We start from the raw sequence: 22,919 nt of genomic DNA on the forward strand, positions 1-22,919 counted from the left end.
TACTACGCTCAACTTTGAACGGCGAGGTCCACTAGCCATGTTTGCCCAAGGCGAAACGGCTGTCCAGAGCCCGAGGACCTTTTAGGAACCGGGGGCCTCCCGGGAACCGGCTCCGGCCCTGTGTTCAGGGCCCTTAGGTTCCGTACACGGACACGGCGGCAGCCTTCACCACGAAGTGCACCGTCATGCCCGGGACGAGGCCCAGGTCCGCGGAAGCGGCAGGCGTGATATCCGCGGCGAGGCTTCCGGCGCGGACGCGGATCTGGTCGCCGTGCGGCTCCAGATCGGTGATGGTGACAGCCAGCGAGTTCCGGGGGCTTCCATGTGCGTCCGTCAGGAACACGGAAACGGCCGACGGCGGGAAGACGGCGACGCCGGAACCGCCCGGCGTGTGCAGGTGGCCGGGTTCGTCGTCGTGGCCGGTGACCCTGAGGCCGCCATCGGTCCGGACCCCGGTTCCGTCGAGGGTGCCGGCAACGAAGTTCAGCCCGGCAAGCCCGGCGGCGAAAGAGCTTCGCGGGCGCTCCAGGACGGTCCGGGTGAGTCCCTCCTCCGCGATCTTGCCGTCCTGCAGGATCACCACGCGGTCCGCGAGCATCAGCGCATCCAGTACGTCGTGGGTGACGATAATGGCCTGCCGCCCGGCCAGGACGCGCTTGAACAGGCGGCGCAGCAGCGGGGCGGAGTGGATGTCCAGGGCGGCCAGCGGCTCGTCGAGCAGGAGGAGCGCCGGGTCGGCGGCGAGCGCCCGGGCCACGGCGACGCGCTGGGCCTGCCCGCCCGAGAGCTCGGCAGGACGACGCGCGGCAAGATGGTCCGCTTCGGCGTCCGCCAGCAGCCGCAGGGCCTGCTCCCTGGCCTCCCGCCTGGACACGCCGGCACTGCGGGGCCCGAAAGCGACATTCTCCAGGACGTTCAGATGGGGAAAGAGCAGGGGTTCCTGGGCGAGCAGGGCCGTGCCGCGGTCGTGCGGCGGCGACCAGGTGTGCTGTGCCCCATCGAGGTCGAAGAGCGTCCTGCCGTTGAGTTCGGCCCGGCCGCTGTCCGGCCGCAGCAGGCCGGCAATGCTGGACAGCAGGGTCGATTTACCGGCGCCGTTGGGTCCCATGACGGCGACGGTTTCGCCCGGCCGGACGGTCAGGGCCACGTCGAACCCCCGGCCGGCCACGGCTGCCTGGAAGGACAGCGTCACTGTGCGTTCCCTCCTGCCGGAGCAGCCGCCGTCGTGCGTTGTCCTGATCCGGCGCGGCCCGCTGCCGGGCGCCGGTAGGCGAGGGCAACCACCGCCACGGCCACCGCCACCAGCACCAGGGACAGGGCGACGGCGGCGTCCAGGTCCGTTTCGCGCTGCAGGTAGATCTCCAGCGGCAGGGTCCGGGTCACCCCCTGCAGGCTGCCCGCGAAAGTCAGCGTGGCGCCGAATTCTCCCAGGCTCCGCGCGAAGGAGAGGACGGCGCCGGAGGCCAGTCCGGGCAGGACGAGCGGCAGCGTGACGCGCCGGAAGACGGTGACCGGGCGGGCTCCCAGGGTTGCGGCAACCGCCTCGTACCTGGACCCGGAGGTCCGTAACGCGCCTTCCAGGCTCACCACCAGGAAGGGCAGCGCCACGAACGTTTGCGCCAGGACCACAGCCGTGGTGGAAAAGGCGATCTGCAGGCCGAGCACTTCCAGGGTCCGCCCCAGCAGCCCCTGCCGGCCGAACGTGTAGAGCAGGGCGATGCCTCCCACCACCGGGGGAAGCACCAGCGGCAGGAGCACCAGCGAGCGCAGCAGGCCCTGCAGGCGGAACGTGTCCCGTGCAAGGACCAGGGCCAACGGGACGCCCAAAACGATGCACAGCAGGGTGCTCGCGGCCGAAGTCCGCAGGCTCAGCCCCAGCGCCGTCAGCGACGGGCCGGACGTCACCAGCGGAATGAAATGGGCCCAGTCCACCCGCAGCACCATGGCCAGCAGCGGGAGCACGACGACGACGGCAGCCACGACGGCCAGCGCCCGCACCCAGCCGGGGATGCCCGAGTACGCGCTGGTTTGGGTGCGCGGGCGCGCCGCAGGCCTTCCCTGCTGCCGGGCCACCTTCCCTTGCTGCGTCACTTGCTGCCCGCACCCTCGCCGGCCGGGCCGAACCCTGCCGCGGCCAGGACCTGTTGGCCTTCCGGACCGATGACCAGGCTTAGGAAGGCCCTGGCGGTGGCCTTGTTCCGGCCGGTGGCGACACCCGCGATCGGGTAGGTATTGACTGCACCCGCAGCTTCCGGAAACGGGATGCCTTTCGCGCTGGAACCGGCGGCCGTGATGTCCGTGCCGTAGACCAGCCCGGCGTCGGCCTCACCGGAAGTGACCTTGCCCAGGACGTCCGTGACGGCATTCTCCTCGCTCACCGGGTTCAGGGTAAGCCCCGCGGCCTGAGCCACCTTGGCCGTCGCGGCACCGCACGGAACCTGCCGGGCGCAGGTGACCAGTTTGATGCCCGGCCGGGCCAGGTCCTGCAGCGAGGCGATTCCGGCCGGGTTGCCGGGCGGCACGGCGATGGCCAGGGTGTTGGTGGCAAAGTCTTTCGGCGTGCCGTCCGCGAGGCCCGCGTCCTGCATTTTCTTCATGTTGGCCGTGTCTGCTGATGCGAAGACGTCCGCCGGTGCACCCTGGCTGAGCTGGCCGGCCAGGTCCGAGGACCCCGCGAAGCTCAGGGCCACGTGTGTTCCCGGGTATTCCGCTTCGAAAGTGCGGGCGAGCTCGGTGAAGGTGGCTTTGAGGGAGGCTGCGGCAAAAACGGTGACGGTGCCGCTTGGCGTGGCGCCGGCATCCGGGGCATTGCCGGCCTGCGCGCCACATCCGGCGAGCAAAGCCGGCAGGAGGATACCCAAGGCAAGCAGCGCGGCGCAGAAGCGGGGCCTCAGGAAGGGGATGTCCTGCCTGATCATGCCGTGGCCTTCCCTTTCGGGGCCTCGATGATGACAGTTGTTGCCTTGACGACGGCGGTGGCCACGGCGCCTGGTTCGAGGCCCAGTTCGCGGACCGCCTCGCTGCTCATCAGCGACACCACCCGGAAGGGTCCGCACTGCAGTTCCACCTGCGCCATCACTTTGTCCGTGATCACGTTGGTCACCAGGCCCACGAAGCGGTTCCGCGCGGAACTGTTGCCGCGCTTGGGGTCATCCGGGAGCTGGGCCAGCTTCTGCGCGTGGGCCGCCAGTTCCAGCCCGTCGACCGCGAGCCGGCCCGAGCCGTCGCGCAGCGGGTTGAGGGTTCCGTTCTCGGTCCAGCGGCGGACGGTATCGTCGCTCACGCCAAGGAACCGGGCGGCTTCGGAAACGCGGATAAGGGCCATGGACAGATCCTAGTCCGCAAATGCGGCAGCAGAAACAGCATTAGGGCGCAAAGGAGGAGCTGAGCCTGTCCTGTGGACCCCAGGCTTCCGGACACACCGCAGCACTAGACTCGCTTCCATGGCCATTTACATCGACCCGCCGCTGTGGCCTGCACACGGAACCCACTTCTCACACCTGGTCTCGGACGCTTCCCTGGACGAGCTGCATGCCTTCGCTGCCGCCGCCGGGATCCCGGAGCGGGCCTTCGACGGCGACCATTACGACGTACCGGAACGCCGCTTCGAGGAGCTCGTGGCGGCCGGCGCGGTGTCCGTGGAGGCCAGGGTGCTGGTCCGCAGGCTCATCGCGAGCGGACTGCGCATCCCGGCCCGGCGGCGGAACAAGGCACTGAAGGTCCCGCTCCTGAACCGGTGGGAAGCCATCATGCCGGGCCATGACGCACTGTTCCTGGACCTGCTGGACCGGTGGAGCGAACCACACCGCCACTATCACGGCTGCACGCATTTGCTCTCGGTCCTGGAGGCGCTGGACCTGCTCACCGAACCGGACGAGGCGCCGCGGTCCGTGCTGCTGGCCGCCTGGTTCCACGACGCCGTGTACCGCGGCGCCGCCGGCGAGGATGAGGAGGAATCCGCACGGCTTGCCGAGAAACGCCTTTCCGAGGCCGGCCTGCCGGAGGAAGAGGTGGCGGAGACGGCGCGGCTGGTCCGGCTGACATCCGACCACCGGCCGGAACCAGGCGACGACGACGGAGCCCTCCTCTGCGACGCGGACCTGTCCGTCCTGGGTGGGGAGCCGGAGGACTACGCCCGGTATGTTGCCGCCGTACGGAAGGACTATGCGCACATCGGTGACGCCGACTTCGCCGCCGGCAGGGCCGCCGTCGTGCGCCAACTGCTGGAACTGGACCCGCTCTTCCACCACGAGCGCGCCCGGGACCTGTGGCTGGACGCGGCGCACCGCAACCTGGAAAGCGAACTGACGTGAACGCGCCCGGCTCCAGCCCGCGGCACACGTTCTCCGCCAATGCCGCGCACCGGCAACTCCCGTTCACGGTCCGGCTGGACTGGGGGCTCGCCGGGGCATTGACGGTGGCGCCCGGGGCGGATATTGCGGTGGTGGTGGACGTGCTGTCCTTCAGTACGTGCGTCAGCGTGGCGCTGGACCGGGGCGCGGAAGTCTTCCCTTACCGGTGGCGGGACACCGGCGCGGAAGACTTCGCTGCCCACCACCAGGCGCAGCTGGCGGGGCCGCGCGACGGCGGCGGGCTGAGCCTGTCCCCGACAAGCTTCAGAGATGCGGAGGGACTGGAGAGAGTGGTGCTGCCGTCCCCCAACGGTTCGGAACTGTGCCACGCGCTTGCGGGGGAGGTTCCCCTGATGGCCGCGGTATGCCTGCGGAACGCGGCGGCCACGGCGGAGTGGGTGGCCGCCAATCTTCCAGGCGACGCGGTGGTGGCGGTGGTGGCCGCCGGTGAACGCTGGCCGGACGGCACACTTCGCCCCGCCGTCGAGGACCAGATCGGAGCCGGTGCGTTCATCGCCGGGCTGGTGGCTGCCGGCAAGGGCGGGTATGAAGCCGGTGACGGACGGCACGGCTATGCACCGGAAGCCGTAGCGGCCATGGCTGTCTACGAATCCGCAGAACCGCGCCTGCGGGAGATGCTGCAGCAATGCTCCAGCGGGCGGGAGCTGTCCGGGGCCGGTTACGCCGGGGACGCTGACATCGCCGCGGAACTGGACCAAAGCGATTCGGTGGCCATCCTGCGGAACGGGGCATTCCGGCAGCTTTGAGGAACAGCTTAACCCGCAGACCCGCCGCGGCAGGCCCGGGACGGGCGCCGTCACCGTCGCCGGGAGAGAGTTCAGGAATCCCTGCAGCTGTGCAAAACTGCACGGATGAGCCTGCGCATCCAAGCCATCGCCGTTGATTCGACCGAGCCCGGGATTCCGGCAGCCTACTGGGAAAAGGCGCTGGGGTGGCGGCGCACCCATGAGGAGGATGACGAAGTCGTGCTGGAGCCGCCGGCGGGCAGCAAGGAAGACGGCGTGGTGCCCGATTTGCTCTTCCTGCGGGTCCCCGAACGGAAAGAGCTCAAGAACCGCCTGCATTTGGATCTCCGGCCCGAGGACCAGGATGCTGAAGTGGCCCGGCTCGAGAAGTTGGGTGCCCGCCAGGTCTCCGTGGGACAGGGCGCGGCCGCCACGTGGGTGGTCATGGCTGACCCGGACGGCAACGAGTTCTGCGTGCTTCGCGCCCTGAGGCCCGGCGAAGGCGGCTAGCGGTAGGTCCTGACGGGGTAGGTACTCACAAAGGGGGTACTGGTGGGCACGATCTGCTTGCCGAGCGGCATCAGGGACACCGGGATGAGCTTCAGGTTGGCGATGGCCAGCGGAATGCCGACGATGGTGATGGCCATGGCGAACGCCGTGACCACGTGCCCGATGGCGATCCAGATTCCGGCCACCAGCAGCCAGATCACATTGCCCAGCAGCGAGAAGACACCGGTGCCGCCGGGCTTATCCACCACCATTCGACCAAAGGGCCACAGGGTGTAGGCGGCGATCCGGAACGAGGCAATGCCCCACGGGATGGTGACGATCAGCAGGCAGCAGACCACACCCGCCAGGAAATAGCCCAAGGCAAGCCACAGGCCGCCGAAAACCAGCCAGATGATGTTCAGAAGTGTCTTCATGCACCCATTGTGCCCCCGTCCCTCCGACAAAAGGGTGGGGGACTCCCCTGATCCTGCCCTGATACTGGTTCGTGCCCAGGGGTCCTGCCCGATCCGGTGGCCGGAACTTGGGGCTGCCGCCCTGCCAGCCCAGCCCTGGCAGCCCACCTAGACCGTGGCGGCGTCCTTGGCAGCGTGCACGAAGGCGCGGACCTTGGCCAGGTCCTTCACGCCCCGGGATACTTCAACGCCGGAGGAAACATCCACACCCCAGGCATGCGCGGCTGCCGATGCCTGGCCCACGTTCCCGGGTTCAAGTCCACCGGCGAGCAGCCAGTTGCGCCCTTGCAGCGCGGGCAGCGCAGCCACGGAGGCGTAGTCCCAGGACTCGCCGGATCCGGGCACCGCTGCATCAATCAGGAGCAGGTCCTCGCCCCAGTCCTCGAAATCATCCTGGGCGGCACCCATGGTGATGGCCCTGATCAGCTTCATGCCGGCGTCGTGCACGGTTTTCACGTCCGCGCGGGACCGGCTGCCGTGCAGCTGGATCCATTCCAGGCCCGCTGCCCGGGCGATGGCAATGGCGTCGGCCACCGGTTCGTCGCGGAACACCCCGATCGGGGAGACGGTTTTGGGGACCCCTGCCAGCAACGAAGCCGCCTGCGACGGCGAGACCACCCGGGGGCTGGCCGTGAGCACGAAACCCACGGCGTCCGCACCGGCATCCACTGCCTCGCGCACCGATTCGGGCGTGCTGAGACCACACACTTTGACGAACATTCCCGGCTCCTTCAGGCTGTTTTCGTGTTGACCCCCCGCAGGAGAGTAGCAGGGACCGGACCCAACTGCGATGCCGCCCACACGCGGCAACTAGGCTGGGCTGATGCAGATCATCCGCTTCGCAGAACTCAAGGCCCAACCGTGGCGCAATGGCGGCGGGGTGACCAGGGAAATCGCACGCCAGGACTCCGAAGACGGTGGCTTTGACTGGCGGGTGAGCATCGCTGACGTTGCCAAGGCAGGAGATTTCACGGCGTTCCCCGGCATGGAGCGCGTCCTGACGGTCATCGAAGGGGAACTGATCCTGCTTTCCGTTGACGGCGCAGAGCAGCCCCTGGAGAAGTACCGTCCCTTCAGGTTCGACGGCGGGGCCGCCACCGCTGCCAAGCTGCCCACCGGGGACATCAGGGACCTGAACGTCATCACCCGGGCGGGGGCCTTCAAGGGCTTCACGTCCATCGTTGAGCTGTCCAGGAAGCGCGCCCACCCGGTGTTCGAAGGGCAGTTCGGTGTGCTGCTGCAAGGGCAGGCGACGGTCAGCCAGGGCGGCGGAGAGCCCATGGAGCTGGGCCGCTACGACACGGTAGTGGGCTCGGACGGCGGCTCTCCCGAAATCCTGGGGCGCGGCTTCCTGGCCGTGGTGTCCATCGACCCGGTGGACACCACCGCGTAAGTACCGGCACCGCTGGTGAGGTTGGGCACCAACGGTGGCTGGCCGCCGTCGTGCGTTGCTACGCTGGAATCCAAGGCTCCGCACCCGAGCCTCCGGACGACGGTTCAGTACCCGGCACGCGACAAGACTGGCCAAAGGATCTGGTCATGTCGTGGATAATCCTCATTCTTTCCGGCGCTCTGGAAGCCGTCTGGGCGGCCGCGCTGCACCGGGCCTCCAAGGTTTCCGGGCGCCGGCGCCTCGCCCCGGCCGCCCTCTTCCTCGTGGCCGTCGCGGCCAGCACCGGCAGCCTTGCCGTCGCCATGCAGTCCATCCCCACCGGCACCGCCTACGCCGTGTGGGTGGGTGTGGGCGTCGTCCTCACTTCCGCCTACGCCATGGCCACCAAAGTGGAACCCCCGACGGCGGCGCGCCTGCTGCTGCTGTCCGGCATCGCCGCGTGCGTGGTTGGCCTGAAGGTGGTGGCGTAATGCTGAAGCGCGCACTCCCGTGGCTGGTGCTCCTGGCGTCCGCGGTCCTGGAAGCAGTCTGGGCCACGGCCCTTGGCCTGTCCGACGGCTTCAGCAAACCCTTGCCTACTGCCGTCTTCGCCGTCACTGCGACCCTGAGCATGCTGGGCCTGGGCATGGCCATCCGCAGCATTCCCCTGGGCACCGCCTACGCCATCTGGGTGGGTATAGGCGCCGCACTCACCGTCGGCTGGGCAATGGCCACCGGCGTGGAGCCCTTCAGCGTGGTGAAACTGCTGTTCATCGCCGGCATCGTGGGCTGCGCGGCCGGCCTGAAGGCGCTGCCGGCCGGAAAAGACGCTCCGGCTGCTCCCAGCAGTGACTAGGCTTTTGCCATGGACTCCCCCGAGATCGCCCAGGCCGTCGACGCGCTGCGGCGCCGCATGGTGCCTGGCACGCGGACCATCCTCGGCATTGCCGGGGCGCCAGGGTCCGGCAAGTCCACTTTCGCAACCTGGCTCCAGGAGCAGTTCAGCCCGGGAACCTCGGTTGTGGTCCCGATGGACGGCTTCCACCTGGGCAACGCGATCATCGAGGGCACGCCGTTGCGTGCGCGGAAGGGCGCCATTGATACGTTCGACGGCGGCGGGTACCTCTCGCTGCTGCGCCGCCTGGCGCGCCGGGACGAGGCAGTGGTGTACGCGCCGGAGTTCCGCCGCACCATCGATGAACCGGTAGCGGCGTCCATCGCCGTCCCGGCCGACGTCCCGCTGGTGATCACCGAGGGCAACTACCTGCTGGCGGACCAGGAGCCATGGAAGGAGGTGCGGGCGCAGCTGGACGAGGTGTGGTTCCTCGAAACCCCGCACGAGCTCCGGCTGCAGCGGCTGGTTGACCGGCATGTGTCGTTCGGGATGGACCCGGAGGCTGCGCTTGCCTGGGCCAGCGGACCCGACGAGGCGAACGCCCGGCTGATCCAGGCAACCCGCCCTGCCGCGGACCGCGTCATACCCTGGCTGTAACGTCATTCTCAGGAAACGAACAGGAGCACCCATGGCTAACGCCCCCACCAACCCCGGCACTACAGTCCAGCTCGGCGACGGCCTGGCCGTCAGCCCCCTCGGGTTCGGCGGCATGGCCCTCACCCCCGTTTACGGCGAGGTGGACCCAGCGGAGGCACTGCAGACGCTGCACCATGCCGTGGACGCCGGTGTCAGCTTCATTGACACAGCCGACATCTACGGCGGCGGCAGCAACGAAGAACTGATTTCCCAGCTGCTCAAGGACCGGCGGGACGAGGTCCAGCTGGCCACTAAGTTCGCGCTGGTGGGCACGCCGACGGACGGCTACACGGACATCAGGGGCGACGCCGGATACGTGCACCAGGCGGTGGAGCGGAGCCTGCAGCGGCTGGGCACGGACGTCATCGACCTCTACTACATGCACCGCCGGGACGTCCGGGTCCCCATCGAAGAGACCGTGGGCGCCATGGCCGAGCTGGTGAAGCAGGGAAAGGTCAAGCACCTGGGCCTGTCCGAAGTGACGGCGCAGGAACTGCAGGACGCCTCGGCGGTCCACCCCATCGCCGCGGTCCAAAGCGAATGGTCCATCTGGAGCCGCGATGTGGAACGCAATGTGGTTCCCGCCGCCGCCAACCTCGGTGTGGGTTTTGTTCCCTACTCTCCGCTGGGCCGCGGGTTCCTCACCGGCACCGTGGACACCTCGAGCCTGGGCGACAAGGACTTCCGCCGGAACATCCCCCGTTTCGCCCCCGATGCCGCAAGCGCCAACCAGGCCGTGGTGGACGCGGTCCGGTCCGTGGCGGACCAGCTGCAGGCCACCCCCGCCCAGGTTGCCTTGGCGTGGCTGCTGGCCCAGGGCAAGCGGCTGGGCCTGCCCGTGGTCCCCATCCCCGGCACCCGCAAGGCCGCCCGCATCGACGAAAACCTCGGCGCACTGTCCCTCGACCTCACCCCGGCGCACCTGGAGGCCCTGGACGCGGCCTCAGACGCCGTCGTCGGCTCCCGTTCCGCGGACCCCAAATGGGTGTCCGAGGGCCGGGAATAACACGCCTTTCACCAATTCCACCGCAAACCCAAAGGAGCCCCATGCCTGCCATCGTGCACTTCGAAGTCCAGATTGACCCCGCCCGCCGCGACGACGCCGCCGCATACCTGTCTGAAACCCTCGCCGCCACCCGTGCCTGGCCCGGAAACCTGGGGATCGAAGCATTGGTGGACGACGCAGATCCGTGCCACATCCTGGTAGTGGAAACCTGGGCCACCACCCAGGACCATGACGACTACGCCGCATGGCGGAAGACGCCGGAGGGGAAGCACAGGCTGGGCGAGGTTCTCGCCGGGACACCGTCAAAGCAGGTTTACTCGGAGACCATGCCGCTCGACCTGCAGCCGTCCCAGGCCTAAGCCCATGGACTCACTTCTCTACGACCTGCCGGCCCTGACCATCCGCAGCATCTCCGTCAGCGAGATGGACAACAACGTGTACTTGCTGACGGCGAAGGAGAGCGGGGCCCAGCTGCTGATTGATGCCGCCGACGACCTTCCCGCCATCCAGCAGTTGCTGGCGGACGGGGCCGCGGACACGACGGCTGTTCCCCGGCTGGCCCTCATCGCAACGACCCACCAGCACTGGGACCACGTGCGGGCGCTGAAGGAGCTGGTGGCGGCTACGGGGGCGCGGACAGCCGCCGGGGCGGACGACGCCGATGCGTTGCCGGTTCCCGTTGACGTCCGGCTCAGGCATGGCGACGTTGGCAACTTCGACGGCTTTGATGTGACGGCAGTCCACCTGCGCGGGCACACCCCCGGTTCAATTGCCTTCGTTTACGAGGACCCGGACGGGCCGGCGCATATCTTCTCCGGTGACTCGCTGTTCCCGGGCGGCGTGGGCAACACGCAGAAGGACCCCGAACGGTTCAACCAGCTCCTGGCCGACGTCACGGAGCGGTTGTTCGGCGCCTACCCGGACTCCGCGGTCATCCATCCCGGCCACGGCAAGCCGACCACTCTTGGTGCAGAGCGGCCGCACCTCGACGAATGGCGCGCCCGCGGCTGGTAGCGGCTCGCCAGCTGCCGCCAAGCCCCACGAGGAGAGGTTTCGGGAACGCATGAAGGATAGTGCCGCGGGTATCGACCGCCAGGACAACGGGACACGGGACACCGGGCAACGGGACCAGGAGCTCACTCCGGATTCGGCTGCCCGGCGAATGGTGCTTGTGGGAACGCTGGCCACGGCCGGGATAGCCATCGCGGTCCTCCTGTGGGCCAAGTGGTACCCCTATGCCCTCAAGATCCCGGCGGTGGCGGACAGCCGCTCGTTGGGAAACTCCGTCTTGTCCGGCAAGGCAAGCGCGCCGCCCGCCCCCTCGTGGAACGCGGCTTTTGAGTACAGCCTGGGCTACGTCGGGTCGATCTGGCAGGCGCTGGTGGCCGGCCTGCTCGTTGCAGCGGCGGTGGAGGCGTTTCTTCCCGCCCGCCGGTTGCTCGCGCTGTTCCAGGCCAGGCGTGGCCCGGCTGTGAGCACGGTCTGTGGCGGGCTCCTGTCCATGTCATCAATGATGTGCACATGCTGCGCCGCGCCCGTCGCGTTGAATGTTCGCCGCAGAGGGGTGCCCGTCAGCTCCGCGCTCGCATACTGGCTGGGTAATCCCGTGCTCAATCCGGCAGCCCTGGCATTCATGGCCTTTGTGCTCCCCTGGCAGTTCGTGGCCGTCCGCGTGGGCACCGGCGTGATCCTTGTCTTTGGCGTCACGCTGCTCGTGAGCCGCCTGGCAAAAGGGACCAGCGTCGCCGGACCGGTGGAAGAGCCCGCTGAAACCGTGACTGCCGCGGGCGCAGTCCACAGGTTCGCCAAGGCCCTGGTCCGGTTATCGGTGCGACTCCTGCCGGAGTATGCGGTGGTGGTGATGCTCCTGGGCGCCTTTCGTGGCTGGCTGTTCCCGGAAGCCGGCACGCTCGCGTCCTGGGGCGTGCTCGCCGCCGTCCTGCTCGCCGTCGTCGGAACCCTGTTCGTAATCCCGACCGCCGCGGAAATCCCCATCATCGGCGCGTTGATGGCCGCTGGAGTTGGAATGGTTCCCCTGGCGGCCCTGGTGCTGACCCTGCCCGCGCTAAGCCTGCCGTCGATGCTTATGGTCCGCGGGGCCTTCCCCGGCCGGGTGATCGCAGCCACTGGGGCTGCCGTGATGGGGCTGGGCCTGGCGGGCGCGGTCGCCATGGCGGCGCTGACCTGAGGCACCCGGCAGCCGCGGCCCTGGTCCCTGCTGCCAAACCCGGTTTAACGCACCGAGTGCTCCGCAACTGTCGTTTAGAACCTCCTAAACGACGTTATCGGAGCACTCGATGGGCCAGGCGTTGTTACCGTCCGCGGCGCTCATTCGACGCCGGGGCGGATGCGCGGCGCGGGCCGCTGCGGGCCGGACGGCCTGAGCCGCCGTTGCCCGAGCCGCCATTACCTGAGCTGAACGAACCGCCGGAGGTTCCGCCGGTGTTGGACGACCAGACGGCCTTGCTGCCACCGGTTGCTGCTGCGCGCTGCCCGGTCGCCGGACGACCACTGCGCTGGCCGCCGCCGGAAGCGGGCCGACCACCGGCTGCCGGACGTCCACCGGAAGCGGGGCGCCCGCCTGAGGCCGGGCGGCCGGTGCCGCCGCGCGGGGCGTCGCTGCGGGTGATCCGGGAATCGCCGCGGCCTTCCGCCGCACGTCCGTCCGAACCGCGGCCGGCCGATGAGCGGCCACCTGCCGCGGGGACGTCGTTGCGGTGGGTCGAAGCGGTGCCGCGGCCACGGGCGTTGCGGCGTGCAGCTGCTGCGGCCACCGCGCGGTCCTCGTTCTGCTCGGCGTTGCGGTCGAACGCTGCGCGGGCCTCAGTGCGGCCCTCGAATGCTGCGGCGCGGCGCTCGGCACGCGGAACGTCGCCGCGCACTGCCTCTGCTGCAACCTTGCCGCGTCCGCCGCGGCCGCCACGGCCACCGGCGGTGGGGGCAGCCTGGCGGCGTGCACGCTTGCGTTCCGCGTTGGCTCCGGTGGAGGTGCCGCCACCCTGCTTGGCCGTCTTGGCGGCCATCAGTGCAGCGCGGGTCCGGGGGTCGACCTTTTCGGCGATGTCACCGACGAGCTCGGCCACGATGGGCGAGCTGGCAGTGACGCGTTCGAAGCTGACGTCCACGCCGGCGGCCTTCATGAGCTTCTTCACGTCGGTCTGCTGCTCCGGCAGGGTCAGCGTCACCACGGTGCCGTCGGAACCCGCGCGGGCGGTGCGTCCGGAGCGGTGCAGGTATGCCTTGTGCTCGGTGGGCGGGTCCACGTGGATGACGAGTTCGACGTCGTCAACGTGCACACCGCGGGCGGCGACGTCGGTGGCGACCAGGACGCGGACGTCACCATTGGAGAACTCAGCCAGGTTGCGGTCGCGGGCGTTCTGCGACAGGTTGCCGTGCAGGTCGACGGCGGGGATGCCGGCGTCCGTCAGGGTCTTGGCCAGCTTGCGGGCGTGGTGCTTCGTCCGCATGAACAGGACGCGGCGGCCGGCGCCGGAAGCAAGCTCCACGATCAGTTGCTTCTTGACGGTCTGGTCGTTGACCACCAGCACGTGGTGCTCCATGGTGGTCACCGCGGCCTGCGGGTCATCCACGGAGTGGGTGAGCGGGTTGGACAGGTAGCGCTGGACGATCTTGTCCACGCCGTTGTCCAGAGTGGCGGAGAAGAGCAACCGCTGCCCCTGGCTTGGGGTCATGTCCATAAGCTTCTTGACCACGGGCAGGAAGCCGAGGTCAGCCATGTGGTCGGCCTCGTCCAGGACGGTGATCTCCACGGCCTCGAGGGTGAGGATGCGCTGGCGGATCAGGTCCTCCAGGCGACCGGGGCAGGCGATGACGATGTCGACGCCGGCGCGCAGCGCCTTTTCCTGCCGCGCCTGGGAAATGCCGCCGTAGATCACCGTGGTGTTCAGACCGGCAGCCTTGGCCAGGGGCTCGATGGTGGCGTTGATCTGGGTGGCCAGCTCACGGGTGGGTGCCAGGACCAGGCCCATGGGGCGGCCGGGCTTACGGAAGTGCTTGGCTTCCCGCTCAGCGAGTCTTGCTACAAGCGGGATGGCGAAAGCGATGGTTTTACCGGATCCGGTCCGGCCGCGGCCCAGGACGTCACGTCCGGACAGCGTGTCCGGAAGGGTCTTGACCTGGATGGGAAACGGTTCAACGATTCCCTGCGCGGAAAGGGTGTCTGCAAGGGCCTTGGGAGTACCGAGGGCAGCAAAAGTAGTCATGTAGTTCTTTACGGTCTTTCTGGCGGTATCCGGGCGGATATCGGCCCCCGATGCCGGTTGGACCAGGGGTTTCGCCGAAGAAAAGTCAGGTGATCAACCGGGCGCTGTAAATAGGGACAGCCGGCCGGGACCAAATGGAACGCGTTCATCGACGCAGGATGTGCCTCTCACATGAAGAAAGCCCACTCCCCGGAAAGGATCTCCAGATCAGGAGCAGGCGGCATCACTGCACATCAAGTTCCACCAGTCTACCATCCCGGCGCCCGGCGTCCTTCCGCGGCGTTGCCATGGGAGCCCCGGCGGGGCAGTGTTGACCCATGAACGAGCACCCGGAGGAGCAACAGGAAACGCACCGGCAGGAAGCGCAGGGGCACCGGCCCCAAGGGGACGAAGCGCCCTGGAATCAAGCGCACGACGGCGGCAGCGCGCCCGAGGCGGCGGGCGGCAGCATTGATGCCGCATCGGTCTGAGACGAGCGGTACCGCACCAAGGCGCGGCTCTGGAGCGGGAAGCCCAACCCGCAGCTGGTCCGTGAAGCCGGCGGCCTGCGCCCGGGAAAGGCGCTGGAACTGGGCTGCGGCGAAGGTGCCGACGCCATCTGGCTTGCGCAGCAGGGCTGGTCCGTGACCGCCGTCGACGTTTCCGCCGTAGCCCTGGAACGGGCGCACTCGCACGAACTGGCCGAGCTGGAACGGGAAAGCGTGCAGGCGTCCAACGGTGGGATCGGAAGCCGGATCACGTGGCAGCTGGCGGACCTGACGCAGTGGCAGCCGGAGGCGTTGTACGACCTGGTGACGTCGCAGTTCCTGCACTCCCAGGAGCTCGACTGGCGGATTCCGCTGCGGACCGCCGCCGGAGCCGTGAAGCCGGGCGGGACGCTGCTGGTGGTGGGCCACCATCCTGACCGGCTGCCGCCCTGGGGCCCAGCGCACCATCATGCGGGCATGTTCTACACCGCCGACCAGCTGGTACAGGAGCTCGGGCTGGACCGGCTCGATTCAAATGGCCGCCCGGAGTGGCAGCTGGAAGTCCTCACTTCACGGGAACGCCCCGTGACCGGACCGGAAGGGCAGGAAGCCACCATCGCCGACGTCGTCCTCCGCGCAACGCGCCTCGCCTGACCGCCCCTCAGGGCGTACGGCTGGTTCAGGGCGTGCGGCTGGTTGAGGGCGTACGCCCGGTAACCCGGGGCGCCACCAGCGCCGCGCCCACTCCGATGGCCGCAGTGAAGGCGAAGACACCCGCGAAGGACTGGACCGCCGTCGTAAATGCCGCGAAGACTATCCCGGTGGTGGCCAGCGACAGCGCTCCGCCCAGGGAGTCGGAAATGGACATGGCCGAGCTGTTGAAGCCTTCGTTCTCCTTGGTGGAGAGCGCCAGGGTCATCACGCTGAGGCGCGGGTAGAGCAGGCCCATGCCACCGCCCGCCAAGACCCAGCCCGCGATGGCGATGGCAGCGGGCCAGTGCAGCGCCGTGGTGGCCAGGGCCAGGAGCACCGCCGCCAGGACCATCAGCGAGCCGGTCTGCACCGCGCTTTGGTGCGGCAGCTTGGAACCGAGCCGGCCCTGGACCGCCGCTGCACCGGCCCAGGCCAGCGCTCCTCCGGTCAGGGTCAGGCCAGCCAGGGTGGGCGGGAACGCGTACTGGTCGATCAACAGGTAGGGAAGGTAGACCTCCGCACCAAAGAAGGAAGCCGAAGCCAGCCCGCGTGCCAGGATCACGCTGGGCAGCCCGCGGCGGGCAGCAAGGGTGCCGTGGGGCACCAACGGCCGGACGGCCACCAGGGCAAGGACGACGGCGGCCGATGCCAGGAGTGCCGTGGCGGCGGGGAACGAGGGGATGCTGACCTCGGCCGAGAGGTTGAGGCCCAGCACCGCGAGCGCGGCCAGCGCCGCCCACCCGAGCCGGCCCAGGGCCCAGGGGGGGACGGGGTGGGCTGGCTGACCGGCCCCTTGGGGCGCGCCTGCCTCTTCAGGTTCATCCAGGCCCCGGAGCACCGGCACGATCATCACCAGCGCGGGAATGACCAGGCCCACCACGCCCAGGAACACCCAATGCCAGCTGAACACCTGTGCCACCACGCCCGCGGCGAAGGGCCCCACCAGTGAAGGGACCACCCACGCGGCCGAAAAGGCAGCGAAGATCCTGGGATGGAGCGGGCCGGGAAAGAACCGCGCAACCAGCACGTACAGCGCCACGGTAAGGGCGCCGCCGCCGAGCCCTTGGACCAGGCGGCCTGCGACGAGCATCGGCATCGACACCGAGCTGCCCGCAATCAGGAGTCCCAGCACGAACAGTGAGACAGAGGCGTACAACGGCATGGCTGGCCCGCGCCGGTCGGACCAGTTGCCGGCTCCCACCATGCCAATCACACCGGTGGCCAGCGGCCCGGCGAAGGCTAGCGCGTAGAGGCTGCCGCCGTTCAGCTCCCGGCTGACCAGCGGCATGATGGTGGTGACGGCCAGGGACTCAAAAGCGGCAAGGAACACCAGGGCGCACGTGCCGATGGTCACCCACAGATACGGGGGCCGGAAGATCCCGGTGGCGGGATGGGCGGCCGGAAGGGTGGAGTCCCGCACGGCAGTTCCTACCCCACGAACCGGTTCCGGCCTGAGCGGTAGCCGAAGACCGCCGCGAGCAGGCCCACCACCGTGAACAGGATGCCGGCGGGCACGAACGAGCCTGTGGCCTGGTGCAACTGCCCCACCATGAGCGTCCCCGTGGAGCCCACCCCGTAGCCAACACCCTGCATCATGCCGGACAGGTGGGCGGCGGTATGCCCGTCACGGGTGCGGAGCATGATCAGGGTCAGTGCGCAAGCCGTGAGGCTGCCCTGGCCCAGGCCAAGCAGCCCGGCCCACACCCAAATGAGATCGAGCGGACCCAGGATGCTAAGCGCGAACCCGGCGCCGGTCATCAACGCCACTACGGTATTGATGGCCCGCTGGTCCCGGAACCTCGCGGCCAAGGCCGGCGCGAACAGCGAACCCAGCATCTGCAGCACGATGCACACGGCGACGATCAGCCCTGCCGTGGCACCGTCCACGCCCCTGTCGCGGAGGATGGGCGCCAGCCAGGCGAACCCGCTGAAGGACATCATGGCCTGCAGCACCATGAAGATGGTCACCTGCCAGGCGACCGGGGAACGCCACACATTGACGCCGTCCCTGACCGCCTGGTGCCGGACAGTTTCCTGCCGGACGGCTACGGGCAGGAACAGCAAAAGGACGACGGCGGCGGGCAGCGCCCACACCCACAGCGCCTTGGTCCACTCCCCCGTCGCCGTGTAGACCGGGTACGTGAATCCGGCTCCCAGGGCGGCGGACGCACAGATGGCGGTGGTGTAGAGGCCGCCCATGAGGCCCAGCCGGTGGGGGAAGTCGCGCTTCACCAGGCCGGGGAGCAGCACATTGCACAGTGCGATGGCGGCCCCGCAGGCAGCCGTGCCAACCAGGAGGGCAGGCAGGTGGCCGGCCCCGCCCGTGCCTGCCCCGGTGTCCACGGGCCGCAGCAGCAGCCCGGCGGTCAGCAACGCCATGGCCCCCAAAAGCACCCGTTCCGCCCCGAAGCGGCGAGCCAGGACCGGGGCGAGCGGCGCAAACACGCCGAGCAGTGTCACGGGGACGGTGGTCAGCACCACCACGGACCAGCCCGGCAGCGCCGCCTGGGACGTCACTTCCGGAAGGACTGCGGAGAGGCTGGAAAAGACGCTGCGGAGGTTCAGTCCGATCAGGACCAGGCACACCCCCAAGTAGACCAAGGCACGGCGGCTGCCCACCCGGGTGGGTGCCGCCGCCGGGAGTTCATCGATTTCTGCGTCCACCAGGGTGCTGAGGTCCATCAGGCTGCTGCCGCTCCGGGCCCGGCCCTGTGCGTCCCCCGCGGCTGTCATCCGCCGCTGCTTACTTGCCCCGGCATTCATTGCGTCCTTCATGGGCCCATTCTCGCAGGAGAGCGCGGATGCAGGTTTTCCACATAGGGGAAGAGGCGGCTTCTGGCTTCCCCTGCAACTTCGTAGGTTGAAAGCAGCCGCGGCCACGCACATGGCTGCATCAACCGATGGGAGCACCATGGAAACCACGCCGCAACCGGAACCCGGCCCGGGATCGACGGAAAGCCGACTGGCGGAAGGTGCGTCGCTGGACGGTAGATCGATGAACGGTGCATCGCAGGCCAGTAGATCCGTGGACGCTGCATCGAAGGGAAGCGCACCGCCGGGCGGGCCGGGATCGCCTCCCCGGCAGGGAGGCCCTGGCCAGCCTCAGCCAGGTGCGCCCAGGCATAAAGGGGCCGACAGCCTGGTCCTGGCGATCCTTGCCCCTGCAAGCATGATCCTCACGGCACCTGTATCCATGTTCGCCATGTTGATGACGTATTCGTCCAACGGCTCTTCCAGCAGGCCATGGGTGACTCCCCTGGTGCTGTTCAGCCTTCCGCTCCTCTTTGCTTCTCTCGCCCTGCGACGGGCCATCCCTGCCCTAAAGCGGTCGCCACAGGGATCCGGTGACCGCTCCGCTGCGGCGGTTGCGCTGTGTCTTGGCGGTCTGGTCTATGCCCTGGCACTGGGTCCGGCGTTGGACAACGTGGGGGTGTTCTGACCCCTCCGATCCGGAGCAGTCTCGCGGCGCTATTCTGGAAGGGATGAGCGAATCCCCTGAAAACCCCCAGCAGCCGCATGTCCCGAGGCCCGTGACGCCCGGAACCCAGGCCTCCTTTGGCACCTATGGCGGCCGCCCGGTCAGCTTCGTGCGCCGCGGCACCCGATTGCAGGGCCGGAGGCAAGCTGCCTGGGCCGAGCATGCCGAGCGGTGGGCCGTCGACGTACCAAGGCACGTGGCCAACACCTCGGTCCACCCCGACTACGTCTTTGACGCTGCGGCTGAATTCGGCCGTGACGCCCCGCTCATCGTCGAGATTGGCTCGGGCCTTGGCGATGCCATCTGCCATGCAGCCGAACAGAACCCGGACACGAACTTTCTGGCCGTGGAGGTCTACACCCCGGGCCTGGCCAACACCATCATCAAGATCAACAGCCGGGGCCTGAACAATGTCAGGGTGGTGGAGGCAAACGCTCCGGAGGTACTGGCCACCATGCTGCCCGAAGGCTCGGTCAGTGAATTGTGGGTCTTCTTCCCGGACCCGTGGCACAAGTCGCGGCATCACAAGCGCCGGCTCATCCAGCCTGAGTTCGCAGAGCTGGCGGCGCGGGCCCTGAAACAGGGGGGCCTATTCCGGATCGCCACCGACTGGTCCAACTATGCCGTCCACGTCCGCGACGTGATGGCAGCTTCAATGGACTTCGAGAACCTGCACACCGGCGAGCGCCGCGGCCCCGAAAGCCCGCTGACCCAGGTGTGGCAGTCCGGCGTTGAATCCGTGGTGGGCGGCGCGCCCGTCCGCGAGGGACGCGCGCCCGTGAGCACGGAACACACCGGCCCCAACGAAGGCGTGGACGAAACGGGCGGCTGGGCACCCCGCTTCGAGGGCCGGATCAGGACCAGCTTTGAGGCAAAGGCACACGAGGCCGGCAGGTTGATCTTCGACCTCTGCTACCGCCGCCGTTGAACGCTGAACCTGCCTGGGCGGTGCATCCCGGCCAGTCCGGGCAGGACTTTCAGCCGACGCTGATGGAGCCCACGATCTCCTTGAGCATGTCCAGCCGGGGTTCTGCCTCCGGGTTCAGGTAGGGCCAGATGACCACTACGCCAATGAACCGCCCCCTTTCCCACACGCCTACCGTGGCTGCCACCTTGGCCGGCCCACCGTCGTCGTCATATCCCACAACCACGGCGTAGGCAGCCTTGCCGGGCAGGTTCAGCTCGCCCTCCGCCAGGAGGGTCCCGCCCCGGTCCTCAAGGTAGAAGCCCGCCATCAGGTGCGCCCAGCCGTTGGCCTGCGGGGCGTCCTGCACGGAGGTGTCGTCCTTGATCACGGTGACCAGCACGCCGTTCAGCAGGCCGTACTGTTCGCTGTTGGGCCCGGCCGTGGAGTCGCCCAGGACCTGGGTGTGCTCGGGGAAGTCTGCGGTGAAGCCCAGCGGGGATTCGATGTGCACTGACATGGGTTTCAGAGCCTCTCGAGCTTGGTGTCGTTGGGGACCTTATAGTACGTGGAGACGTTGGTGGTGGCCTGGTTCTCGGTCTTGACCTCCACCTCGCCCATCTTCACGTCAAAGCCTGCCTCGTTGGTGGCCGTCACAACCGAGTTCACCTGGACGGTGGCGGAACCGGCCTCATAGAGCCGTGCCGCGTCACGGGCTGCGCCGGTGTCATTCCCCAGGGCAACGTTGCGCAGGTAGCTGTCGATGATGGGCCGGTTCTCCGGAGAGTAATCCACGTCGATCTTGACGCTGCCCTGCGTCCCTGCCGTGACGGTGGAATCGAATTTGGCGGCTTCTGTCTTCACACCGGAGGTGACGCCCTGCGCCACGGTGCCGTCCATGGACACCGAGACGGAATCGATGTTGTTGCTCTTGTCCATGTTGACCTGCAAGCCCCCCTTTCCGGAGGCTTCGAAGACCCTGCCGTCAAGCTTGAGCTGGCCCTGCGCGGAGATTTCACCGCTGGCGGTGGAGGTTCCGTCCGTCAGGTTCCGCTCATAGGCAAGGTCCAGTTTTGCCCCGCCCGAGGCCGTGCCGGCCTCACCCTCTGCATCGAGCGAGAACGTGCCCTTGGCCTTGTCCGCCTGTCCCATGGAGCCGTTGTCCTTGGCAGCGTCATTGATGGTGTCCAGGACGTACCCGGGAGGGTTGCCCGCCACATCCTTGATCTCGCCGATGCTGTCCGGCGGCAGGTCCCGGTACATCTGTTCGCGGGCAGCCATGGCTTCCTCCACGCTGCCGAAGGTGTACTCGCGGGATACCTCGCCGGTCAGGGTGGCCCCCGCCGTGCCGGTGGTGTCATTCACGCCCAGGCCCAGGTTTCCGTACACCTTCATGGTGGCGGACCCGTCGGCGTTCTCCACCACCTCGGTCCCCACTTCGGCACCGCCATGGACCCAGGCGACCCGGGCTTCGATGGAGGCCTTGCCCGTCTCCGAGTAGACCGGGATGTCCGCCTTGGCCAGCTCCTGGAGGTGCTGTTTGGCCAGTTGCTGTGCGGCCGCGGGGATGCCCCCGTCCATGCGCATGAGGTCCTCGGCGAAGGGGCCGTCGCTGCCTTCGCCCTCGATCAGGTATCTGCGGTCGGCGTCGGACAGTCCGGCCCACCACTTCGCCTGCTCTTCGGGGCTGGCGTTGAGCATCCGGTCCAGCCCCGACGCCAGTTCGCGGTGGTGCTCCGCGAGCTCCCTGGCGGCTTCGGCCTTTTCCTGGAACCAATCCTTGGCCTGCGCCGCCAAAGAAGTAATCCTGTCCCAGGCGCTGCCGCCGGAGCCGTCGCTTCCGCGGGTGGAAGCTTTCTCCTGTTCATCGGCGTGTTTCATCAGGATTTTGGAGTTTTCCCGCAGGCTGGCGACGACTTTGTCCAGGCTGGGGCGGTGGCTGGCGCTCCATTCCTGGCGGAAGCGTTCACCGTCCCTGCCCTTCCACGGTGCGGACTGGATCTGGCTGTGCAGTGAACCGGCCCGGCTGCTCAACAGGGATGCTGCCTGGTCGGCCGCCTTGGCCAGCGCCCGCAGCTGGCTGATGTCTGCGCCGTAAAAAGTCATGGTTTCCCCCGGGAAAAGTGTGCGGTGCCTGTCGATCGCTGGTCCTTATGGTTGCACAGGTACCGGACGCGGGCGATGGGGATCCCTCCCCATCGCCCGGCGGTCCGGGCGCGGACAGTGCCGGGAGCCGACTGTTCCGCATCCCGGCCGGCATGGCACGATTGCCCTTGTACGAAGGGCACGCACACCAGCGCACTACCGCGCCTGCTCAAAGGAAAGACGATAAAAGAAGAACTCAAACAGGTGGTCGAGAAGGCCGAGGACGTCACGAATTCGCGCATCCTCGAGTTCCTGGCCCGGGCCGGGTTTGCCGTTAGCGGCATCCTGCACCTGCTGGTGGGTGCCATTGCCGTCCGGCTGGCCGTGGGCGGCACGGGCAATGCCGATTTCAGCGGCGCGATGGCCGAGCTGGCAACCATGCCTGTGGGCCCGTTTCTGCTATGGGGCAGCTTCGCGGCCTGCGCCGCGTTGTCGCTCTGGCAGACCGGCGATGCAATTTTCGACTTCAACCACCAGGCCACCAGAAAAAAGATCAAGAACAAGGCCAAGGCCGCCCTGCAGGCGGTCGTGTACGCCGTCCTGGCCGTGACTGTTTGGCACTTCGTAACGGGCTCCGGGTCTGGCGGGGACAACCGCAAGGCCGCCAGCGACTTCACTATCGCCATGGTGCAGGCCCCGGGCGGGGTGGCATTGCTCGTCCTGATCGGATTGGCCGTGGCGGTCGCGGGCGTGGCCTACGGCATGCGGGGCCCCAACAAATCCTTCGAGAAGCACCTGCGGATGCCGGCCTCCGGGACGGCTCGTACAGCGGTGGTGACCCTGGGGGTTGCGGGATACCTGGCTAAGGGCATGGTGCTGCTGCTGACCGGCCTGCTCATCGTGATTGCCACCATCAAGGAACATCCGGAGGACTCCACCGGTCTGGACGGCGGGCTGCGTGCCCTTCGGGACCAACCGATGGGCCCCTATCTCCTGGCCGCGGTGGGAGCCGGGCTGGTCTGCTACGGCGCGTACATGATCATGCGCGCCCGGCTGGCCAAAATGACCAAATAGCCGGCTGCAGTGTGATGAGGTGGGGG

The 22,919-nt window shown here is 68.3% G+C and carries 25 protein-coding genes, 1 pseudogene and 1 riboswitch; of the genes and pseudogenes, 15 read left to right on the plus strand and 11 right to left on the minus strand.

Features of this window, described 5'->3' with window-relative positions; genetic code table 11:
- Positions 1–133: 133 nt before the first annotated feature.
- Genes LFT49_RS18750 through LFT49_RS18765 form a run of 4 tightly spaced genes read right to left on the minus strand, consistent with a single transcriptional unit; the run spans position 134 to position 3,325 of the window.
- Positions 134–1,192 (minus strand): sulfate/molybdate ABC transporter ATP-binding protein, encoded by a 1,059-nt coding sequence (locus LFT49_RS18750; RefSeq protein WP_236799843.1) that lies wholly within the window; start codon positions 1,190–1,192, stop codon positions 134–136.
- Positions 1,189–2,091, minus strand: a complete 903-nt coding sequence (locus LFT49_RS18755) for an ABC transporter permease (RefSeq protein WP_237429059.1) — start codon at positions 2,089–2,091, stop codon at positions 1,189–1,191. Before LFT49_RS18755 ends, LFT49_RS18750 begins: the two co-directional genes overlap by 4 nt.
- A complete protein-coding gene (modA, locus tag LFT49_RS18760; protein WP_236799845.1) occupies positions 2,088–2,918 on the minus strand; it encodes a molybdate ABC transporter substrate-binding protein in 831 nt (276 codons plus the stop codon). Before modA ends, LFT49_RS18755 begins: the two co-directional genes overlap by 4 nt.
- Entirely contained in the window at positions 2,915–3,325 is a 411-nt protein-coding gene (locus LFT49_RS18765) for a TOBE domain-containing protein (protein WP_236820615.1), read from the minus strand. Before LFT49_RS18765 ends, modA begins: the two co-directional genes overlap by 4 nt.
- 118 nt (positions 3,326–3,443) lie before the next feature.
- Here LFT49_RS18765 and LFT49_RS18770 point away from each other — a divergent pair, with 118 nt between their 5' ends.
- The 3 genes from LFT49_RS18770 to LFT49_RS18780 all read left to right on the plus strand — a co-directional run bounded on the left by LFT49_RS18770 (position 3,444) and on the right by LFT49_RS18780 (position 5,608).
- Positions 3,444–4,313 carry a DUF4031 domain-containing protein gene (locus LFT49_RS18770; RefSeq protein ID WP_236799848.1) on the plus strand — a complete coding sequence of 290 codons (870 nt, stop codon included), beginning with the start codon at positions 3,444–3,446 and terminating at the stop codon, positions 4,311–4,313.
- Positions 4,310–5,119: a 2-phosphosulfolactate phosphatase gene (locus LFT49_RS18775; protein WP_237429060.1), complete on the plus strand. Its 810-nt coding sequence runs from the start codon at positions 4,310–4,312 to the stop codon at positions 5,117–5,119. The genes LFT49_RS18770 and LFT49_RS18775 overlap by 4 nt, the downstream gene beginning before the upstream one ends.
- A 105-nt stretch (positions 5,120–5,224) precedes the next feature.
- Entirely contained in the window at positions 5,225–5,608 is a 384-nt protein-coding gene (locus LFT49_RS18780; protein WP_237429061.1) for a VOC family protein, read from the plus strand.
- On the opposite strand, the gene LFT49_RS18785 is transcribed toward LFT49_RS18780, so the two are convergent.
- Together LFT49_RS18785 and LFT49_RS18790 are read right to left on the minus strand one after the other, a co-directional pair.
- Positions 5,605–6,021: a YccF domain-containing protein gene (locus tag LFT49_RS18785; RefSeq protein ID WP_236799854.1), complete on the minus strand. Its 417-nt coding sequence runs from the start codon at positions 6,019–6,021 to the stop codon at positions 5,605–5,607. The genes LFT49_RS18780 and LFT49_RS18785 overlap by 4 nt on opposite strands.
- Positions 6,022–6,168: 147 nt before the next feature.
- Complete coding sequence (locus LFT49_RS18790; RefSeq protein ID WP_236799855.1) at positions 6,169–6,780, minus strand: phosphoribosylanthranilate isomerase; 612 nt, start codon at positions 6,778–6,780, stop codon at positions 6,169–6,171.
- A 103-nt stretch (positions 6,781–6,883) separates the two neighbouring features.
- On the opposite strand from LFT49_RS18790, the gene LFT49_RS18795 reads away from it, so the two are divergent.
- The 8 genes from LFT49_RS18795 to LFT49_RS18830 all read left to right on the plus strand — a co-directional run bounded on the left by LFT49_RS18795 (position 6,884) and on the right by LFT49_RS18830 (position 12,157).
- A complete protein-coding gene (locus tag LFT49_RS18795) occupies positions 6,884–7,453 on the plus strand; it encodes a HutD/Ves family protein (protein ID WP_236799857.1) in 570 nt (189 codons plus the stop codon).
- 70 nt (positions 7,454–7,523) lie between these two features.
- A riboswitch (guanidine-III (ykkC-III) riboswitch) is annotated at positions 7,524–7,589 on the plus strand.
- A 10-nt stretch (positions 7,590–7,599) separates the two neighbouring features.
- Complete coding sequence (locus tag LFT49_RS18800; protein WP_237429062.1) at positions 7,600–7,923, plus strand: DMT family transporter; 324 nt, start codon at positions 7,600–7,602, stop codon at positions 7,921–7,923.
- Entirely contained in the window at positions 7,923–8,288 is a 366-nt protein-coding gene (locus LFT49_RS18805; RefSeq protein WP_236799860.1) for a DMT family transporter, read from the plus strand. The genes LFT49_RS18800 and LFT49_RS18805 overlap by 1 nt, the downstream gene beginning before the upstream one ends.
- A 9-nt stretch (positions 8,289–8,297) precedes the next feature.
- Complete coding sequence (locus LFT49_RS18810; RefSeq protein ID WP_237429063.1) at positions 8,298–8,924, plus strand: nucleoside/nucleotide kinase family protein; 627 nt, start codon at positions 8,298–8,300, stop codon at positions 8,922–8,924.
- A gap of 31 nt (positions 8,925–8,955) precedes the next feature.
- Positions 8,956–9,969, plus strand: a complete 1,014-nt coding sequence (locus LFT49_RS18815) for an aldo/keto reductase (RefSeq protein ID WP_236820620.1) — start codon at positions 8,956–8,958, stop codon at positions 9,967–9,969.
- Positions 9,970–10,010: 41 nt separating this feature from the next.
- Entirely contained in the window at positions 10,011–10,328 is a 318-nt protein-coding gene (locus tag LFT49_RS18820) for a putative quinol monooxygenase (protein WP_236799865.1), read from the plus strand.
- 4 nt (positions 10,329–10,332) lie between these two features.
- A complete protein-coding gene (locus LFT49_RS18825; protein ID WP_236820621.1) occupies positions 10,333–10,983 on the plus strand; it encodes an MBL fold metallo-hydrolase in 651 nt (216 codons plus the stop codon).
- A gap of 49 nt (positions 10,984–11,032) precedes the next feature.
- Positions 11,033–12,157, plus strand: a complete 1,125-nt coding sequence (locus tag LFT49_RS18830; protein WP_237429064.1) for a permease — start codon at positions 11,033–11,035, stop codon at positions 12,155–12,157.
- 124 nt (positions 12,158–12,281) lie between these two features.
- Here the strand turns inward: LFT49_RS18830 and LFT49_RS18835 are convergent, their stop codons facing one another.
- Positions 12,282–14,192, minus strand: a complete 1,911-nt coding sequence (locus LFT49_RS18835) for a DEAD/DEAH box helicase (protein ID WP_236799871.1) — start codon at positions 14,190–14,192, stop codon at positions 12,282–12,284.
- Positions 14,193–14,509: 317 nt separating this feature from the next.
- Here LFT49_RS18835 and LFT49_RS18840 point away from each other — a divergent pair.
- A pseudogene (locus LFT49_RS18840) lies at positions 14,510–15,313 on the plus strand (SAM-dependent methyltransferase).
- Positions 15,314–15,338: 25 nt separating this feature from the next.
- On the opposite strand, the gene LFT49_RS18845 reads toward LFT49_RS18840, so the two are convergent.
- Positions 15,339–16,772, minus strand: coding sequence for an MFS transporter (locus LFT49_RS18845; protein ID WP_236820624.1), 1,434 nt, complete (start codon positions 16,770–16,772; stop codon positions 15,339–15,341).
- A gap of 8 nt (positions 16,773–16,780) precedes the next feature.
- Positions 16,781–18,034, minus strand: coding sequence for an MFS transporter (locus tag LFT49_RS18850; RefSeq protein WP_373462171.1), 1,254 nt, complete (start codon positions 18,032–18,034; stop codon positions 16,781–16,783).
- Positions 18,035–18,521: 487 nt separating this feature from the next.
- Here LFT49_RS18850 and LFT49_RS18855 point away from each other — a divergent pair, with 487 nt between their 5' ends.
- Positions 18,522–18,791, plus strand: coding sequence for a hypothetical protein (locus LFT49_RS18855; RefSeq protein ID WP_236799876.1), 270 nt, complete (start codon positions 18,522–18,524; stop codon positions 18,789–18,791).
- A 43-nt stretch (positions 18,792–18,834) separates the two neighbouring features.
- Complete coding sequence (gene trmB, locus LFT49_RS18860) at positions 18,835–19,758, plus strand: tRNA (guanosine(46)-N7)-methyltransferase TrmB (protein ID WP_236799877.1); 924 nt, start codon at positions 18,835–18,837, stop codon at positions 19,756–19,758.
- Positions 19,759–19,807: 49 nt separating this feature from the next.
- On the opposite strand, the gene LFT49_RS18865 is transcribed toward trmB, so the two are convergent.
- Positions 19,808–20,254, minus strand: a complete 447-nt coding sequence (locus tag LFT49_RS18865; RefSeq protein WP_236799878.1) for a hypothetical protein — start codon at positions 20,252–20,254, stop codon at positions 19,808–19,810.
- Between the two features lie 5 nt (positions 20,255–20,259).
- Positions 20,260–21,840: a hypothetical protein gene (locus LFT49_RS18870; RefSeq protein ID WP_236799879.1), complete on the minus strand. Its 1,581-nt coding sequence runs from the start codon at positions 21,838–21,840 to the stop codon at positions 20,260–20,262.
- 243 nt (positions 21,841–22,083) lie between these two features.
- Between LFT49_RS18870 and LFT49_RS18875 the strand changes: the two genes are divergently transcribed.
- Positions 22,084–22,893, plus strand: a complete 810-nt coding sequence (locus LFT49_RS18875; RefSeq protein WP_237429065.1) for a DUF1206 domain-containing protein — start codon at positions 22,084–22,086, stop codon at positions 22,891–22,893.
- Positions 22,894–22,919 lie beyond the last annotated feature (26 nt).

Origin of the sequence: Arthrobacter sp. FW306-06-A, from assembly GCF_021870055.1 — a bacterium.
Lineage (GTDB): Bacteria > Actinomycetota > Actinomycetes > Actinomycetales > Micrococcaceae > Arthrobacter.

Coding starts and splice junctions, on each gene's coding strand:
- LFT49_RS18770 (WP_236799848.1), top strand. CDS start 3,444: ATGGCCATTTACATCGACCCGCCGCTGTGGCCTGCACACGGAACCCAC.
- LFT49_RS18870 (WP_236799879.1), bottom strand. CDS start 21,840: ATGACTTTTTACGGCGCAGACATCAGCCAGCTGCGGGCGCTGGCCAAG.
- LFT49_RS18765 (WP_236820615.1), bottom strand. CDS start 3,325: ATGGCCCTTATCCGCGTTTCCGAAGCCGCCCGGTTCCTTGGCGTGAGC.
- LFT49_RS18825 (WP_236820621.1), top strand. CDS start 10,333: ATGGACTCACTTCTCTACGACCTGCCGGCCCTGACCATCCGCAGCATC.
- LFT49_RS18820 (WP_236799865.1), top strand. CDS start 10,011: ATGCCTGCCATCGTGCACTTCGAAGTCCAGATTGACCCCGCCCGCCGC.
- LFT49_RS18810 (WP_237429063.1), top strand. CDS start 8,298: ATGGACTCCCCCGAGATCGCCCAGGCCGTCGACGCGCTGCGGCGCCGC.
- trmB (WP_236799877.1), top strand. CDS start 18,835: ATGAGCGAATCCCCTGAAAACCCCCAGCAGCCGCATGTCCCGAGGCCC.
- LFT49_RS18780 (WP_237429061.1), top strand. CDS start 5,225: ATGAGCCTGCGCATCCAAGCCATCGCCGTTGATTCGACCGAGCCCGGG.
- LFT49_RS18835 (WP_236799871.1), bottom strand. CDS start 14,192: ATGACTACTTTTGCTGCCCTCGGTACTCCCAAGGCCCTTGCAGACACC.
- LFT49_RS18855 (WP_236799876.1), top strand. CDS start 18,522: ATGATCCTCACGGCACCTGTATCCATGTTCGCCATGTTGATGACGTAT.
- modA (WP_236799845.1), bottom strand. CDS start 2,918: ATGATCAGGCAGGACATCCCCTTCCTGAGGCCCCGCTTCTGCGCCGCG.
- LFT49_RS18790 (WP_236799855.1), bottom strand. CDS start 6,780: ATGTTCGTCAAAGTGTGTGGTCTCAGCACGCCCGAATCGGTGCGCGAG.
- LFT49_RS18785 (WP_236799854.1), bottom strand. CDS start 6,021: ATGAAGACACTTCTGAACATCATCTGGCTGGTTTTCGGCGGCCTGTGG.
- LFT49_RS18795 (WP_236799857.1), top strand. CDS start 6,884: ATGCAGATCATCCGCTTCGCAGAACTCAAGGCCCAACCGTGGCGCAAT.
- LFT49_RS18850 (WP_373462171.1), bottom strand. CDS start 18,034: ATGGACCTCAGCACCCTGGTGGACGCAGAAATCGATGAACTCCCGGCG.
- LFT49_RS18800 (WP_237429062.1), top strand. CDS start 7,600: ATGTCGTGGATAATCCTCATTCTTTCCGGCGCTCTGGAAGCCGTCTGG.
- LFT49_RS18865 (WP_236799878.1), bottom strand. CDS start 20,254: ATGTCAGTGCACATCGAATCCCCGCTGGGCTTCACCGCAGACTTCCCC.
- LFT49_RS18805 (WP_236799860.1), top strand. CDS start 7,923: ATGCTGAAGCGCGCACTCCCGTGGCTGGTGCTCCTGGCGTCCGCGGTC.
- LFT49_RS18815 (WP_236820620.1), top strand. CDS start 8,956: ATGGCTAACGCCCCCACCAACCCCGGCACTACAGTCCAGCTCGGCGAC.
- LFT49_RS18830 (WP_237429064.1), top strand. CDS start 11,033: ATGAAGGATAGTGCCGCGGGTATCGACCGCCAGGACAACGGGACACGG.